The 15,378-nt window shown below is 59.4% G+C and carries 18 protein-coding genes and 1 pseudogene; 7 read left to right on the top strand and 12 right to left on the bottom strand.

The genetic code is table 11. The annotated features are described in order from the left end of the window. Positions 1-109: 109 nt before the first annotated feature. The 3 genes from D3879_RS18740 to arsC are packed head-to-tail and all read right to left on the bottom strand — an operon-like array spanning position 110 to position 1,465. On the bottom strand, positions 110-517 hold the full coding sequence (locus tag D3879_RS18740; protein ID WP_119955765.1) for a DUF2069 domain-containing protein: 408 nt from the start codon (positions 515-517) through the stop codon (positions 110-112). Next, the gene (wrbA, locus tag D3879_RS18735; protein WP_119955764.1) at positions 510-1,115 is read right to left on the bottom strand and encodes an NAD(P)H:quinone oxidoreductase; all 606 of its coding nucleotides are present in this window, start codon (positions 1,113-1,115) and stop codon (positions 510-512) included. Before wrbA ends, D3879_RS18740 begins: the two co-directional genes overlap by 8 nt. Then, positions 1,112-1,465 carry an arsenate reductase (glutaredoxin) gene (gene arsC / locus D3879_RS18730; RefSeq protein ID WP_119955763.1) on the bottom strand — a complete coding sequence of 118 codons (354 nt, stop codon included), beginning with the start codon at positions 1,463-1,465 and terminating at the stop codon, positions 1,112-1,114. The genes wrbA and arsC overlap by 4 nt, the downstream gene beginning before the upstream one ends. Positions 1,466-1,584: 119 nt before the next feature. Between arsC and D3879_RS18725 the strand changes: the two genes are divergently transcribed. Then, positions 1,585-2,802 (top strand): virulence factor BrkB family protein, encoded by a 1,218-nt coding sequence (locus tag D3879_RS18725; protein ID WP_119955762.1) that lies wholly within the window; start codon positions 1,585-1,587, stop codon positions 2,800-2,802. A gap of 218 nt (positions 2,803-3,020) precedes the next feature. Then, a complete protein-coding gene (locus tag D3879_RS18720) occupies positions 3,021-3,224 on the top strand; it encodes a hypothetical protein (protein ID WP_119955761.1) in 204 nt (67 codons plus the stop codon). Positions 3,225-3,273: 49 nt separating this feature from the next. Here the strand turns inward: D3879_RS18720 and D3879_RS18715 are convergent, their stop codons facing one another. After that, the gene (locus D3879_RS18715) at positions 3,274-3,666 is read right to left on the bottom strand and encodes a hypothetical protein (protein ID WP_119955760.1); all 393 of its coding nucleotides are present in this window, start codon (positions 3,664-3,666) and stop codon (positions 3,274-3,276) included. 128 nt (positions 3,667-3,794) lie between these two features. Then, positions 3,795-5,204 carry a PilZ domain-containing protein gene (locus D3879_RS18710; protein WP_119955759.1) on the bottom strand — a complete coding sequence of 470 codons (1,410 nt, stop codon included), beginning with the start codon at positions 5,202-5,204 and terminating at the stop codon, positions 3,795-3,797. Between the two features lie 30 nt (positions 5,205-5,234). Between D3879_RS18710 and D3879_RS18705 the strand changes: the two genes are divergently transcribed. After that, a complete protein-coding gene (locus tag D3879_RS18705; protein ID WP_119955758.1) occupies positions 5,235-5,717 on the top strand; it encodes a TlpA disulfide reductase family protein in 483 nt (160 codons plus the stop codon). Between the two features lie 4 nt (positions 5,718-5,721). Then, positions 5,722-5,997, top strand: coding sequence for an acylphosphatase (locus D3879_RS18700; protein ID WP_119955757.1), 276 nt, complete (start codon positions 5,722-5,724; stop codon positions 5,995-5,997). A 219-nt stretch (positions 5,998-6,216) separates the two neighbouring features. Here D3879_RS18700 and D3879_RS18695 read toward each other — a convergent pair whose 3' ends face one another. The 3 genes from D3879_RS18695 to D3879_RS18685 are packed head-to-tail and all read right to left on the bottom strand — an operon-like array spanning position 6,217 to position 9,514. Beyond that, positions 6,217-6,792: a transglycosylase SLT domain-containing protein gene (locus tag D3879_RS18695; RefSeq protein WP_119955756.1), complete on the bottom strand. Its 576-nt coding sequence runs from the start codon at positions 6,790-6,792 to the stop codon at positions 6,217-6,219. Between the two features lie 8 nt (positions 6,793-6,800). Then, positions 6,801-7,757, bottom strand: coding sequence for a hypothetical protein (locus D3879_RS18690; protein ID WP_119955755.1), 957 nt, complete (start codon positions 7,755-7,757; stop codon positions 6,801-6,803). Positions 7,758-7,798: 41 nt separating this feature from the next. After that, positions 7,799-9,514: a proline--tRNA ligase gene (locus D3879_RS18685; RefSeq protein ID WP_119955754.1), complete on the bottom strand. Its 1,716-nt coding sequence runs from the start codon at positions 9,512-9,514 to the stop codon at positions 7,799-7,801. Positions 9,515-9,659: 145 nt separating this feature from the next. Between D3879_RS18685 and D3879_RS18680 the strand changes: the two genes are divergently transcribed. After that, positions 9,660-10,034 (top strand): PaaI family thioesterase, encoded by a 375-nt coding sequence (locus tag D3879_RS18680; protein ID WP_119956351.1) that lies wholly within the window; start codon positions 9,660-9,662, stop codon positions 10,032-10,034. 114 nt (positions 10,035-10,148) lie between these two features. Here D3879_RS18680 and D3879_RS18675 read toward each other — a convergent pair whose 3' ends face one another. Further along, the gene (locus D3879_RS18675; RefSeq protein ID WP_119955753.1) at positions 10,149-11,486 is read right to left on the bottom strand and encodes an OprD family porin; all 1,338 of its coding nucleotides are present in this window, start codon (positions 11,484-11,486) and stop codon (positions 10,149-10,151) included. Between the two features lie 1,055 nt (positions 11,487-12,541). On the opposite strand from D3879_RS18675, the gene D3879_RS18670 reads away from it, so the two are divergent. Together D3879_RS18670 and D3879_RS18665 are read left to right on the top strand one after the other, a co-directional pair. Further along, positions 12,542-12,967 carry an HIT family protein gene (locus D3879_RS18670; RefSeq protein WP_119955752.1) on the top strand — a complete coding sequence of 142 codons (426 nt, stop codon included), beginning with the start codon at positions 12,542-12,544 and terminating at the stop codon, positions 12,965-12,967. A 3-nt stretch (positions 12,968-12,970) separates the two neighbouring features. Then, positions 12,971-13,177 (top strand): SlyX family protein, encoded by a 207-nt coding sequence (locus tag D3879_RS18665; RefSeq protein WP_119955751.1) that lies wholly within the window; start codon positions 12,971-12,973, stop codon positions 13,175-13,177. A 58-nt stretch (positions 13,178-13,235) separates the two neighbouring features. Here the strand turns inward: D3879_RS18665 and D3879_RS26715 are convergent, their stop codons facing one another. The 3 genes and pseudogenes from D3879_RS26715 to D3879_RS18655 form a co-directional block, all read right to left on the bottom strand. After that, positions 13,236-13,460 (bottom strand): cold-shock protein, encoded by a 225-nt coding sequence (locus D3879_RS26715; protein ID WP_177412473.1) that lies wholly within the window; start codon positions 13,458-13,460, stop codon positions 13,236-13,238. Between the two features lie 105 nt (positions 13,461-13,565). Further along, a pseudogene (locus tag D3879_RS27660) lies at positions 13,566-13,838 on the bottom strand (cold shock domain-containing protein membrane protein); the annotation flags it as partial. A gap of 177 nt (positions 13,839-14,015) precedes the next feature. Next, positions 14,016-15,083, bottom strand: a complete 1,068-nt coding sequence (locus D3879_RS18655) for a GGDEF domain-containing protein (RefSeq protein ID WP_119955749.1) — start codon at positions 15,081-15,083, stop codon at positions 14,016-14,018. Positions 15,084-15,378 lie beyond the last annotated feature (295 nt).

Here is a 15,378-nt window from a genome sequence, read left to right as displayed (position 1 = left end):
TAACCATACTTCGATCCGCCCCCTCTCCCTCCGGGAGAGGGTTGGGGAGAGGGTGGGCGTTTGCGACTATCGAACTGGCGGGCTGCGACTTTGCGGCGAGGTCGCTCCACTATTCGCCCGCCAACTTACGGTCGTACTGGAAGCGCCAGCGCGTATAGAGCAGCGCAGCGCAGAACAGTGTCAGGCTGAGCAGTGCTTCGATCCAGCCGAGCCGGCTGCGACTGGGGTCGAAGGCGGCGAGCACGCCTTTGATGAAGTACAGGTTGACCACAAAGCAGGTCCAGGCATGGGCCCGTGCGCTGCCGAGCAGTAAACCGGGGGCGAGTATCAGCAAGGGCGCCAGTTCGATGCTCAAGATCACCCACGGTCGCGCGCCATGCAGGTCGGCGTAGACCAGGTTCCAGATCAGCAGTAACAGCGCCAAGCCGACAAAGCTGAGTAAGCTGAGCGCTCGGCTCAGGGCTAAGCGTGGCGCTAGCCAACTCAGTGCCGGCAGGGGCTTCGGGGTTTTAGCCACGGTTGTTCTCCAAACGCTGTGCGATCTGTGCCAGGCGTTGGCCGAGGGCGCGGCAAAGGGTGATCTCGTGTTCGTCCAGCGGGCGCTTGCCATCGGTACCGGCATGGTGGCTGGCGCCGTAGGGCGTGCCGCCGCCGCGGGTTTCGAACAGTGCCTGCTCACTGTAGGGCAAGCCGCAGACCAGCATGCCGTGGTGCAGCAGCGGCAGCAGCATGGACAGCTGGGTAGTCTCCTGGCCACCGTGCAGGCTGGCGGTGGAGGTGAAGACGCCGGCCGGTTTGCCGACCAGCCCGCCAGTCAGCCAGAGACTGCTGGTGCCGTCGAGGAAGTATTTCAGCGGTGCGGCCATATTGCCGAAGCGGGTCGGGCTGCCTAAGAGCAGGCCGGCGCAGTTTTTCAGATCATCCAGGCTGGCGTAGAGCGCACCTTCGGCAGGAATGGCGGGGGCTACGGCTTCGCACTCGGTGGAGACCGCCGGCACGGTGCGCAGGCGAGCTTCCAGGCCGCCGCGTTCGACGCCGCGGGCGATCTGCCGGGCCATCTCGGCGGTGGCGCCGTTGCGGCTGTAATAGAGCACCAGGATATAGGGCTGGCTCACGGCAGAATCTCCAGCACTTTCTCCGGTGGGCGGCCGATGATGGCCTTGCTACCCACGACCAGAATCGGCCGTTCGATCAGCTTGGGGTGGGCGACCATGGCGGCGATCAGTTGTTCTTCGCTGAGGCTGGCATCCGCCAGGTTCAGGGTTTTGTATTCGTCCTCGGCGCTGCGCAGTAACTGACGTGCGGACAGCTTGAGCTTGCCCAGCAGGCCCTGCAGTTCGACGGCGCTCAGCGGGGTTTCCAGATAGAGCACTATGGTCGGCGCGAGGCCGCGGGCTTCAAGCAGTTCCAGCGCGCCGCGGGATTTTGTGCAGCGCGGGTTGTGATAGAGCGTCAGATCGGTCATGTGCGGGTCGCATCTTGCATTAGGTGGCGGCTATTCTAACCGCGTCGGTGCCTCTGTCTGAACAGGGCGCAAGGTTTGCGGTCTGTTAGGTCGCGTTCGTCAATCGCTAAGGAGAGGGCATGCGCCAACGCTTCAATGATGTCGTGGAATTCTGGCGCTTTCTGCTGCGGCGCTTTCTCGCCGACCATGGGCCCAATAGCGCTGCGGCGCTGACTTACACCACTCTGTTTGCGGTGGTGCCGATGATGACGGTGACCTTCGCCATGCTTTCCGCGATTCCTGCCTTTCAGGGCGTTGGCGAGGAAATTCAGAACTTCATCTTTCGCAACTTTTTGCCGTCCTCCGGTGAAACGGTGCAGGAGTATCTGAAAAACTTCACCTCGCAGGCGCGGCAACTGACCTGGATCGGTGTGGTTTTACTCGCGGTGACCGCCTTTGCCATGCTGGTGACGGTTGAGAAGGCGCTCAACACCATCTGGCGCGTGCGCCAGCCGCGGCGTGGCGTATCCAGCTTCTTGCTGTATTGGGCAATTCTCAGTCTCGGCCCGCTGTTGTTAGGCGCCGGTTTTGCGGTGAGCACCTACATCACTTCGCTGTCCTTGATTTCCGGGCCGGATGCGGTGATCGGGGCCAAGACCTTGTTGCGCTTCATGCCGCTGCTGTCCAGTGTGGCGGCGTTCACACTGATTTATGCCGCAGTGCCCAACGCTCGGGTGCCGCTCAAACATGCGCTGCTTGGTGGGTTGTTTACCGCGGTGTTGTTCGAAGTGGCGAAGATGCTGTTCGGCCTGTATGTCCGCTTGTTTCCCGGCTACCAGTTGATCTACGGTGCCTTCGCGACCGTACCGCTGTTTCTGCTGTGGATCTACCTGTCATGGCTGATCGTGCTGTTTGGTGCCGAGTTGGTATGCAACCTGTCGTCATCGCGGCATTGGCGGCGTCGTGCGGTGCCCAGGCTATTGGTGGTGCTGGGCATTCTGCGGGTGTTCCATGATTGCCAGTTGCGCGGTCAACTGGTGCGGCATAGCGATGTGCAGAGTCAGGGTTGGCAGCTGCCGGAGGATGAGTGGGACGAGATCCTCGATTTCCTTGAACGCGAGCAACTGATCTGTCGAGCCAGCGGGGGTGGCTGGGTGCTGTGTCGCGATCTAACGCAGTACAGCCTGCATCAACTGCTCAGCCACAGCCCCTGGCCATTGCCGCGCCTGGGGCTACTGCCGGCGCAGCTGAATGAGGCTTGGTATCCGGGGCTGCGCGCGGCGTTGGAAATGCTGCATGAGGAGCAGGCGGCACTATTTGGCGGTAGCTTGGCGCAATGGCTACAAGCGACTAAGTAAACGCGGTCACTGTGTAGAAGCCAACGGATGACGTGTAGAAGCCAACGGATGACGAAAAACGTCAGTTTGCGGCGTATAGCTCCTGCTGCGCAGGTTCAAGGCTGGCGGTGGGGCCGCAAGGTAGATGATTGGGAGGTTGGCACGCTTTTGGCTCTCTCAGTAGAGATTGCTATCAAACTGCCAGCGGGGCACGGACTAGCCGAGGAACGATGGGTGCTATGAGCAGGACTAAGGACAACGTGATCCACTTGCAGCAGTGGGATCCTCAGCAGGCATTGGAGCGTCTTAATCGGCTTACCGGCCTGCGCTTCGCGCAGTGGCCGGAGTCTCTGGTGCAACAGCCGCTACAGGCCGCCGCTGGGCAGGGCGCCAATGACTTCGCCGTACCAATTCCAACCAGTTCAAGCGTTGTGCAGCGCTGAAAGCAAAACCCCGCGGCTGGGCGCGGGGTTTTGGTCTGCACAGCTGTCATCAGGCCTGGGCTTGGCGGCTCTCGGCGCTCGCCAGTTCCACGGCCTGTACGAATAATTCTTCGACGATCAAACTGGGCGCCGGCACTGCCGAACGCAGGCAAATCTGCATGTCTTGGATCTTCTGTTTGACCGGTAGGCGAGCGATGCCGGACAGCAGGATTTTGTGGTGAATGTTGACCTTGCCGTGATCCACCAGTACCTCGCGACGGCTGTCGCCATCGCGGTAGCTGACCAACAACGACACCGGCAGATTGGCCAGGCCCGGTAGCTGCAGCCACGCGGCGATGTTGTATTCGGCTACCCGCCCTTCGTAAGGCGTGACTTGCATGCGGGCGGCATCGGCGATTCGGGATGGCACTGGGCCGATCAGCTTGTCGTGGGCTTGGGACATGGCGGGCTTCCAGGCTGATAGCGGATCGAATGAGGTACGAGTCGTACGCGAAAGTATAAGCACCACAGTTCCAGTCAAACTGTGCGCTTGGCCGCTGGGTGGCGTGACCTGTCTCGCAGTTTCAACCTTTACGCCAGCTTCAGAGGATGGCGGGCGACCAAGGGGGTGGCGAGGTTGGGGGCGGGCAGCGGTAGGGCCGCCTGGTTATGCACATTGGGCAATTGCAGCCAAAGATTCTCCTCCTCCACGAACTGCTCGTTCGGCAACCACAAACCATGATGCCAACCACCGCCCTGCACCGGGGTACTTTGCAGGACGCCGGGGTGGGTTTGCGCGCTGGGTGCGCGGCGTAGCCAAACTGGGCGGGGCAGCCCTTTCAAGTAACGCAGACCGAGGTGCAGACCCTCGACATTCAGGTGCCGCCACCGGACCAGAGCCAGGGTCGGTGTAGCACTGCTACTGAGCAGCAAAACCAGTTGCCCGACTGGCAGTAGTCTGCCTTGATCGGCATGGCACAACAGCCGTGCGCCGCCCGGGCTGGTATCGAGCATCTGCGCGGCGCAGTGGCCTGGACGATGTTCAAGGAGTTGGGCGTGGATGGCCGTCAGGCCGACGACCAAGCTGCAGTCCCCAGCGTGGTCTGAGCGCGCATGGCGGCGTTGTTGACGACCTAGCCAATGGTGGCGGACGCGTTCCAGCAACTGGCGCTCAAGCGCGCTTTGCAAGGGCGCCGGCTCATGCAGGGCGACCAGCAATGCACCGAGTTCGAAGCGGCGCAGGTAGTGACTGTCGCCTTCTGGCGCCTGATCGTAGGCCAGGCAAGGCTGCGATTCGGTGAGGTCGACGGTTTGGCCTTCGGCATCATCGTCCACATCCCAGGGCAGCAGGCGAGCGAGGCTGGCCAGTGGGGCGAGGGCGCTAAACAGCAGCGGGCTTTCGCCTTCAGCCAAGTGGAAGGGATTGCTCAAGGCCAACAGCAGCATCTGCTGATAAAGGCCACGCAAGGTATTGGCTGGCTGCGGTTGGAAGGCAGCGGCGACGGGCTCATCCAGACACTCCTGATGTTCGCCAAGCCAATACAGCAGGTGGCTATCACGCCATAAGCTGGCCGGTGGTTCTTGGTACAGTTGGTAGTGTCGCAACAGGCTTTGGGCGAGGAAGTGCTGAGCCATATACAGGCACCACGCCAGATGCGGGCGCGAGGGTTGGCGGCCCTGCAAAATCTGCAGTAGCAGGCGTTTGAAACCTGTGGCGATCTCGGCGCAAAAGCGCACGAAGAGGATTGGTGGTGCCACGCCGGCACAGTAGGCCGCGGCATAGTGGCGGTATTCTTCGCTGAAGCTTTGCAGCGCGCGCTGCCTTTCGAGTAAGGTCATGGCGCTGCGATTAAGCCGAAATAGCAGGCTCAGCACCTGCTGCAGTGCGTGCTCCTGCGGCTGCAAGCGCGCTTCGGCGAGTTGCTCATTGAGATCGGCGAGGGACGCCGCGTCCTCTTGGAGGATGTCAGGCACTTCTAGGCGCAAAGCATCCAGCGTCATATCAACCCTGCGTGCACGAGGATCGACTGCATGGGAACGCGACTCCAACTGGTCATAGGACGGATTGTCATAACTATTCTCGCCGGGCTTCTGCTGGCCGGCTGTGCCGAGGACTTGGGTGTCGATCAGAATGGACGAAAGGTAGCGGCTGAGCGTCTGGAAGGCCAGTGGTTGGTGATTAATTACTGGGCCGAATGGTGCGGGCCTTGCCGTACCGAGATTCCAGAATTGAATGCGTTGGCTGAACAGCTCAAGGGCAAGCCCGTCAGCGTGCTTGGGGTGAACTTTGATGGCTTGCAGGGGGAGGAGCTGAATAAGGCCTCGGAGGCGCTGGGGATTCGTTTCACGGTGCTGGCACAGGACCCGGCCACGCGCTTCCAACTGCCGCGCAGCGAAGCGCTGCCGGTGACCTATATCGTCGATGCCCAGGGCCAACTACGTGAGCGTCTGCTCGGCGAGCAGACCGCGGTAGGGTTGAGTAAACGGTTATCCGAGTTGCAAGGTAAGGAGTAAGGCAATGGCGCGCATTTGTCTGCATGGTTATGTCAGCGGTCGGGTACAGGGTGTGAGCTATCGTCAGCACACCGAAGAGCAGGCAGAGCGTCTTGAGCTCGATGGCTGGGTGCGCAACCTCGCCGATGGTCGGGTCGAGGTGCTGCTGGAGGGTGAGGAGGCTGCAGTGCGTGAACTGGCCGCTTGGCTGGAAAAGGGGCCGAAGCAGGCTAAGGTCGATGCAGTCGAGCTGCAAGAGCAAGCCTTGCAAGGCATTGCCGGCTTTATTGTGCGTGGTTAAAAGCTGCGGCCAAAACGCTCAGAGCCTGCTCACGATCTCGCGAGCTAAGGTCAGGCAAGGCGAAATCGGGCGCAACGCAGCGGAGCGGAGTAACAGCCAAAGGCAGGCCCGCAGGGCGAGCGAAGCGAGTCAAAAGCGCAGTTTACGAGTTGTAAATGAGCATTTTGAGCCCGATTTCAACGCCGCATGGCCGACGCGCAGCAGATCATGAACAGGCTCTCAGGGTTTGACGTACCAGAAATCTTGCCAGAGCCCGATGACCTTCGCCGGATAGGTGTTCTGCCCTAGGCTGCCGTTATAGCGGGCGAGGGCGCGGCTGAGGTTGCCGTGCTCTTTTTTCAGGTAGTAACTGAGGATGGTGCAGCCGTAGCGCAGGTTTGTGGCATTGTCGGTGAGGTTATCTTGCGGGCGACCCAGTTCGCCTTTCCAGAAGGGCATCACTTGCATCATGCCTTGGGCGCCAACCGAGGAGATCGCGAAGCGATTGAAATGGCTTTCCGCGTGGATCAGGGCGATGACCAAATCGGGTTTCAGGCCGGCTTTACTGGCTTCGCGATGCACCTGTTTAAGCAGCGTCAGGCGCTCCTCGGCGTCTGGCAGGTAGCGCGTGAGGCGCGTGGACATATCCAGCAGCCAGACTTCAGCATCGAAGCGATCTTCAAAACTGTCCGCCTCGGCCACTGTGCGCTGCAGCAAACTGCGTAGTTCCGGTTCCGGGGCCTGACGCAGGTTGGCGCCAGCAGGCAGCGCTAACAGCAGTAGGCAGAACAGCGCGAGGCGAAAATGCGGCGCCATCTTCTGCCTTAGTTGTTGGTGCCAGGATCGGCAGCCAGGCGGTCAGCATCCTTCATCAGCGATTTGAGAAGGTCCTGCTGCAACTCCGGATCGTTACGCGTCAGTTCGATCAGGCTTTGTTCCAGCTCACTGGCTTCCTCTTCCAGGCCCAGCTCCGAGAGACGCTTGACTCTGTGCACCCACTGCCCAACCTCGTCGTCTTCCAGGTCGTCGTAGATCAGTGCGTGGGCTTCCAGCAGTTTGCCGCGTAGCGTGCGGCTGACCAGTAAGGTGGCATCTGCGCGGGTATGGTCCTGTCCGTCTTCAGTGCTCAGTAGCAGTTTGCCAACGCGGCTGACGTCCTGGTCGGCGAAGGGGCCATCGAGCAAGTTCAGACGCAGCACACCATTGCGGTCGGTGGTCAGCTCATGGGTTTGCGTGCCAGCTTTGATCAGCACGGGGCGTTCGGCCCACGGCAGGCTGGAGTACTCCATGCGTTTGTCCTGCTGCTTTTCGTCGATGCTGGCCAGGTTCTGCTGTGAGCGGCCATTGGACTGGGTGTTCATAAATGGGTTGAGGCCAGCAAAACCATAGCTGATCCAGTCTTTGGTGGCTGTTTCCGGCAGGCTGCCGAGCATAACCACGTTAAGCACGTTGGCCCCGACACCGGCGACCACCGCGACCGCGCCCAGCGGCACTTCATAAAGCTCGCGCCAGGGCTGGTAGGGGGTATAGCGATCATAGCGGCGAGTCACCTCGAAATCGGTAACCTCGAAGGTTTTCTGCTCCAGCACCCGCACGCGTCGTTGCGGCAGCTCGAGGACGCCGGGCTCGCCTACGTCTATTTGCAGGCTGTGGTTGAGCAGTTTGCGCTCGACTCGTTCCTCATGCTCGCTGCGTTGTGGCAGGTGGTTGGCGCAGCCGCTGAGAAAAAGGGCGCCGCAGAGTGCGGCGCCAATGAGGCATAAGGTGTTTCGCTTGAACATGACTTCTCTTGGTGAGCGACTGCTCTTGAAAACGGCTGGGGTCAGCGACGGATACGGGCCTGGATATAGGACAGGGTTTCGGCCACTGGAACGGCTTGAGCCTCGGTTTCGCTGCGGCTCTTGTACTCCAGATTGCCTTCGGCTAGGCCGCGTTCGCTGACCACAATGCGGTGTGGAATGCCGATCAGCTCCATGTCGGCGAATTTGATGCCCGGACTGGTCTTTTTGTCACGGTCGTCGAGCAGAACCTCGAAGCCCGCAGCAGTCAATTCAGCGTAGAGCTTATCGGTCGCTTCGCGCACCGCTTCGTTTTCATAGCGCAGTGGTACCAGGGCTATCTGGAAGGGAGCCAGTGCATCGTTCCAGAGAATGCCGCGCTCATCGTTGTTTTGCTCGATGGCCGCCGCGACCACGCGGGAGACACCAATGCCATAGCAGCCCATGGTCAGGATGGCGGGCTTACCGTTTTCACCCATCACCGTGCAGTTCATCGCTTCGCTGTATTTGCTGCCGAGCTGGAAGATATGCCCGACTTCGATGCCGCGCTTGATCACCAGGGTGCCCTGGCCATCCGGGCTCGGATCGCCAGCCACGACGTTACGCAGGTCAGCTATTTCTGGCAGCGGCAGGTCGCGCTCCCAGTTGACGCCGAAGTAATGCTTGTCATCGATGTTGGCGCCGATGGCGAAATCGCTCATCAAGGCGACCGAACGGTCGACGATGCACAGCAGTGGCAGATTGAGCGGGCCGAGCGAGCCAGCGCCGGCGCCGATGGCGTGGCGCAGCTCCGCGTCCGAGGCAAACACCAGAGGGCTGGCGACTTGTGCCAGGTTGGCGGCTTTGATTTCGTTCAGCTCGTGGTCGCCACGGATGATCAGGGCGATCAAGGTGCCTTCTTCAGCGCCGTGCACGACCAAGGTCTTGATGGTTTTTTCGATCGGCAGGTTGAAGCCTTCCACCAGTTCGGCAATGGTTTTAGCGTTCGGCGTATCGATCAGGCGCAGTTCTTCAGTGGCGGCACCACGCGTTTGCTCGCGTGGAATTGCCTCGGCCTTCTCGATGTTGGCGGCGTAGTCAGAGCTGTCGCTGAAGGCGATATCGTCTTCGCCAGACTCTGCCAGTACGTGGAACTCGTGGGAACCGGTGCCACCGATCGAGCCGGTATCCGCCTGTACCGGGCGGAAATTCAAGCCCAGGCGGGTGAAGACATTGCAGTAGGCCTGGTGCATGCGGTCGTAGGTTTCTTGCAGCGATGCCTGATCGATATGGAAGGAGTACGCATCCTTCATGGTGAACTCGCGACCGCGCATCAAGCCGAAGCGCGGGCGAATTTCATCACGGAATTTGGTCTGGATTTGGTACAGATTGATCGGCAGCTGTTTGTAGCTGCTCAATTCGTTGCGCATCAGATCGGTGATGACTTCTTCGTGAGTCGGGCCGACACAAAAATCACGCGCGTGACGGTCTTTCAAACGCAAGAGTTCTGGGCCGTATTGCTCCCAGCGACCGGATTCCTGCCACAGCTCGGCTGGTTGAATGGCCGGCATCAGCACTTCCAGAGCGCCAGCGGCATTCATTTCTTCACGCACCACGGCCTCCACCTTGCGCAGCACGCGCAGGCCCATCGGCAGCCAGGTGTAGAGGCCTGACGCCAGTTTGCGGATCATGCCGGCGCGCAGCATCAACTGATGGCTGATTACTACGGCGTCGGCAGGGGTTTCTTTCTGGGTCGAGAGCAGATACTGACTGGTACGCATGTTTGGCCGTTATATCGGTTGCGGAGGCAGGGAATAGCTCGGCATTGTACGGTGCCTGTACAGTCGCGTACAGGATTCAGGCCGCCGGAACAGGGGATATAAGGTGACAGCATTAACCGCAGAGCAGGTGCAGGCGCTGATTCGGATGGGCGTGCCGATGGCTGAGGATATTGATCTACGGATCGACCGGCTGGATGCGGATTGCGCCCTGGCGCGGGTGCCTTTTCAGGCCAAATTGGTGCGTCCGGGCGGTACGTTGTCCGGGCCGACCATCATGTCCCTGGCCGATGCGGCAATGTATGCGGTGGTATTGGGGCGATTGGGGCGGGTAGAGATGGCGGTGACGGCCAACTTGAACATTAACTTTCTGGCCAAACCCAAGCCGGTGGATTTGTTGGCGCAGGCGCGGATTTTGCGCTTGAGTCGCCGGCAGGCGGTTTGCGAAGTTTCTCTTTATTCGGCTGGGAATGAAGAGGAGTTGGTGGCGCATGTGACGGGAACTTACGCATTACCACTTTGAATTAAGCTGGTTGAATTTTGACCAGTAGTTGATTGTTTTTTGATCATGTAGCCACAAAAGAAAAAGCCCGGCAGATGCCGGGCTTTTTCATTGGGTGTCGAACTACCGCAGGACTTACAGGATGTCCAGCGGGTACTCGGTGATTACACGAATTTCGTCGTTGGCGGTGCCGCCAGCGGAGCCGAAGAAGGCCATGTCGCTGTTGGCGCGCCAAGTGGCGTGACGAAGACGGATGGACAGGTCTTTGGCCGGGCCTTCCTGTACTACGTACTTGGCTTCCAGGTTGCGTTCCCATTCCTTGCCGTCGCTGCCGATCGCGCCAGCGAACGCGCCGTTCGGGTCGGCCTTGGTGCCATCGACGTCGTCACCGGTGAGGTAACGAGCCATAAAGCTCAGGCCGGGTACGCCATACTCGGCCATGTTCAGGTCGTAGCGAGCCTGCCAGGACTTCTCGTTCGGGCCGTTGAAGTCGGAGTACTGGACGGAGTTGGCCAGGAAGATGGAGTCACCGGAGTTCGGGCCGCCCATCGCCATGTAGTCGAAGGGCTCGTCGCCGTTCACGCGCTGGTGGGCCAGGGTGAACTTGTGGGCGCCAATGGTGTAGGCGGCAGCCAGCGAAAAGGCGGTGGTGTCGAGGTCACCGGCCAGGGCCTTGCCTTCGTCCAGGGTGCGGTAGACGTTGAAGTCGAAGTTCAGGGCCTGGGCGTCGCTGAACGGAATGTTCCAGTTCAGGTTGCCGTAGTACTGGCGCCAGATGTCTTCAAACTCGGCGCCGTACAGGCTGGCGCTGACGTTGTCACCGAAGGCATAGGTGCCGCCCACGTAGTCGGCGCTGCGGGTGGCGATGCCGGTGTAGGTGGTGGTGATTTCGGCGTGACGTTCGGTGGAGGCGCTGCCGTCACGAGCAGAGGTGAAGTGGCCGGCGTCGATGTTCAGGCCTTCGATTTCGCTGCTCAGCAGTTGGAAGCCTTCGGCGCTTGCCGGGAACAGGCGAGCGGTGCCGGTGGCGAATACCGGGGCGGTCGGGAACAGGTTGCCGTACTTCAGTACGGTGTTGGAAATCTGCGCTTTGACGGCGCCACCAGCGTAGGAGTATTCGTCCTGGGAGCGGCCATCGCTTCCAGTGGGCAGCAGACCGGTACCGTTGGTGCCGTTGCCGCTGTCCAGTTTCAGCCCCAGCATGGCGTGGGCGTCAACGCCGAAGCCGACGGTGCCCTGGGTAAAGCCGGACTCGTACATGGCACTGATGCCGTGAGCCCACTCTTTGCGGTAGTTCTGGTTGGTCGAGGGGTTGTTGCGGAAGTCGCGGTAGAAGAAGAAGTTCTTGTTCAGAAGAGTCAGGCTGCTGTCTTCAACAAAGCCCTTGGAGTCGGACTGTTGGCTGGCTGCGGCCATTTGAGAAGTGCCCGCGGTTACAGCTAGGGCGATTAAGCTCCACTTCATCACTTGCATCGTGATTGCTCCTTTGGTTTAGAAGAGTTGCGCTATCCATCTTCTTATTGTATGGACAGCTCTTTCTTTTTGTGTCGACGGTAACTTATATCACGCCGACATTATTGGCGACAGGTGCAGTCTAATCCTTACAGATTCTTCACGGCAATGTCGCAAAATTAGATGGAGCATGTCGCAAATTCGTAGTTTTGCTCTTGCTTCCATGTCCTTTTAACTTTCCCGTGATTTCTGACGCTTTAATCAACTGTTAAGACTGCCTGCCGAAATCCCTTTAAAGACCTTCCGATTAGCTCCATCCAATGGAGTTGATGCGGCTGGTCTAGAAGGACTCACCGGCGCTTATTGGCGCAAGCGGGCTCTGATCTTGATTTTGATAAAGCAAAATCCATGCACAAAACGTTCGGCTGATCCGGAAAGTGTAACTTGTGTGTGTTTTTTCGAGCATTGTGCTGCGAAAAAGCAACATTTGTGTCGTGTGTGCCGGGTTGTGAGGGCTGTTTCGGCCGCTGCAGGGTGCGGCTTAACGACTCGTCTGCTCCGGAGCGTTACCTGGGGTGCCATTGGGTAAAGGCTTAGTGCGCGAGATTACTGTCGGGTAACACACCAATGAGATAACCAAAGTGGGGTAGGCGTACTTGTTTGTGTGTCTTGTGCGGGCAGGCGCGTCATTTGTGACTGAGTTATGCAGGTTGGTGTTTCTGTGTTGGCTGAGAGCAGGCGCGACTAGATGGTGCGCAGGTTGAGTGCGCGTGCCCCGGGCTTGCGCCAAGTGGGGGCCTGGATGTCTGTTCAGTGTGATCAGGGGGTGTGGCCTCAGTTCAGAGGTGTGGATGACGTGCTACGGCAGTGTTGCTATTTGTGCAGATACGTCCTGTAGGGCTGGCAGATTGCTCTCCGTGCTTCACCTTTCGGTCGTCTGGAGTTGCCGTGCGGCTTTGCGGTGGGATGAATTGAGGTGGGCTTCCCGAGTATCCTGCGCGACTGTCACCCAGCGCACCGAACTCTATGTGGGTCGCTAAACTGAAATCCTAACCAGCCGAACAGGAGAGGCCAGTATGTTCGCCTTGGATTCACGTCTGCAGCAGGACACTGTACCGATTGGTGATTTCCCCCTGTGTCGTTTGCTCTTGATGAACGATGCGCACTACCCCTGGTTCATTTTAGTGCCGCGTCGGGAGGAGCTCAGTGAGCTGTTTCAGCTCGACGCCGATGATCAGCGGGCGTTATGGCAGGAAACCACGGTGCTGGCGGAAACGCTCAAAGACACCTTTGCGGCGGACAAGATGAACGTCGCGACCTTGGGCAATGTGGTCAATCAACTGCATATGCATGTGATTGTGCGTCGCCGAGAGGATGCCGCTTGGCCGGCGCCAGTGTGGGGTAAGTTCCCGGCCGAGGCATACAGTGCCGAGCAGCTTGCCGCGATTCGCGCCAAGCTGCGGCTGGTGTTGACCGAGGATTTTCGTTTTGTCGAGGAATAAGCCATGAGCCTGGAAATGCGTATTACCGATCTGGAAAGCCGCTTGGCCTTTCAGGATGACACGATTCAGGCGTTGAACGATGTGCTGGTGGCTCAGCAGCGTGTACTGGAGCGGCTGCAGCTGCAAGTCGCGGCGCTGGCTAAGCGCCAAGAGGATATGCAGGGGCAGTTCGAAGTGTCTGAAGAGGACGTGCCGCCACCGCACTATTAATGGGCTTCTAGGAAGCAATAAAAAACCCGCTCAAGGCGGGTTTTTTATTGGGTTGGCTTTAGCGGCGTAGCGGCAGTGCGGCGATCACGTCTTCCGCTTGTAGGCCTTTGTCGCGCTGCATGACAGAGAACTCTACACGCTGGCCTTCGACCAGTACGCGGTGGCCTTCACCGCGAATGGCGCGAAAGTGCACGAAGATATCGTCGCCGGAGTCGCGAGAGATAAAGCCGAAGCCTTTTGAGGTGTTGAACCACTTGACGGTGCCGGTCTCGCGATCGGTCATGTCTTGTGCTGGTGAAGTGCTGCGTTTGCTCATGCGCAGGTTGGTGGCCAGGTGCAGCAATACCGCGGTGAAGACTATCGCCAGGCTGAGCAGTATGGCCGGTTGACCGCCAATGATGGGTAGTGGTGCCAATAGAATCAGGGTCTGCAGCACTACGGCCAACACTAACAGCGCTGAAACCAGGCTTTGCAGTTGGTGGCGAGCGCCCATGTGCCAGATTGGCAGCAATGGTGCCAGTAGTAGGTTGAGTAAGCCGAACAAGGCCAGGTAGAGGGCGTCGGGCTGCTGCAAATAAGGTAGGGCTTCGGCGTGTAGGCTGGGAATAAGGGACAGCAGCAGGGCAGCTGCGCCCGTGAGTAGATGGACGATTTTCAACATATGCAATGAGCTCACTTATATAAGAACGATCACGAGGAGAGCTGGCTCGGCGCGGTTTGCCCCTGATAAATGGCGGGCGGTCGATACGCGCACAGTGTCAGCCTATGCGCCACTCCTTGAATGGTCGGGGGCGGCGGCACAGGGCGTATTTAACAGCAAAGCGCAGGGCTACTCAAATCAGGCGCTTAGTGCGGGCGTCGGGGTGGCTGGGTGAACTTGATTGCGGCCATTGCGTTTGGCCTGGTACAGCGCGTCGTCTGCACGGGTTAGCAGGCTTTCCAGGTTGTCGCCGGTTTCGGCTAGGGCCAGGCCGAAGGAGGCGGTGATAGTGTCCAGGATCTGGTCGGTGCGCCGTACCTTGACCCGCAGTGCTTGGATTTTCAGGCGCATCTGTTCGGCGAAGGCGAAGGCGGTTTCTAGATCGAGACAGTCGCGCAGGATCACGCAGAACTCTTCGCCGCCATAGCGAGCGGCCATGGCTCGCGGCGGTAACAGTTCGCGGAGTAACTGGCCAACGTGCTGCAATACCCGGTCGCCCAGGGGGTGGCCGTATTGATCGTTAAACTGTTTGAAGTGATCGATATCCAGCATCACCAGGGCTACGCCCTGATGGTCGACGCTCAGTGCCTGCTCCAACAGGCGTGTAAAGGCATGGCGGTTGAACACATTGGTCAGGCTGTCCAGGGTGGCGGCTATGTGGGCACGCTCCAGCTGGCCGCGCAAGTGCTGAATTTCCTCTTGGGCGCTGCGCAGGCGATAGAGGAATTTCTCCTGCTGGTCCTGCATCAGTTGAGTGCTCTGTTGCAGCTCATTCAGCACATTGGGCAAATCATCGATCAGCGGTTCATGCAGGGCGTTCAGACCCTGAATCAGGCTTGCTTGATAGGCCTGGCTGCTGACGACGCTGTGTGACACGTCGCCTTCGATATCGTCGACCAGCTCAATCACCTGCTGCTGGCCCGCACGCGCTTCTTCCAGTTCGCCACGAATGATGTAGTCGCGAAACAGCTTGGCGGCAGTTTCCGGCGGAAAGCTGTCGAAATCCTTGATGGCCTTGTCCAGGCGGCGGTTCAGTTCGGGTTCCAGGCCCTTGCTGTAGGTGTACCAGAGGGCATAGTGCATGGGGTTTGGTGGGATGTTATGACGCATCATGAGCGGTACAGCTTGTTTGAGGAGGTCAGCCGCTTCGCGGCTCTCTTCGGGGTACAGGCTCAGAATGCTGGGGGTTTTCGAGGGCTGGCTCATGCACGTCACGGGGGCGAATTCTGGGTTGCCAGAGCATAGAGCAGCCTGGGGGCGGATGCCTAGCAAAAGGCCCAGTTGAACCGGCAATGCTGTTCACTTAAGCATACGTCTTCGCCTTTTATCCCCTCGCCCCTCTGGGGAGAGGGTTAGGGAGAGGGGTGCATGCCAGATGAATTCACTTTTGCCCGCTATTTACCCTCTCCCCCAGCCCCTCTCCCGTAAACGGGAGAGGGGAGCTCAGGCGCACATCGCTTAAGTGAACAGCATTGCAGTTGAACCGGGCCTTTATATATGC

This window comes from Pseudomonas cavernicola (assembly GCF_003596405.1).
GTDB classification, from domain to species: domain Bacteria; phylum Pseudomonadota; class Gammaproteobacteria; order Pseudomonadales; family Pseudomonadaceae; genus Aquipseudomonas; species Aquipseudomonas cavernicola.
This window is presented reverse-complemented; position numbering and strand designations above follow the sequence as displayed.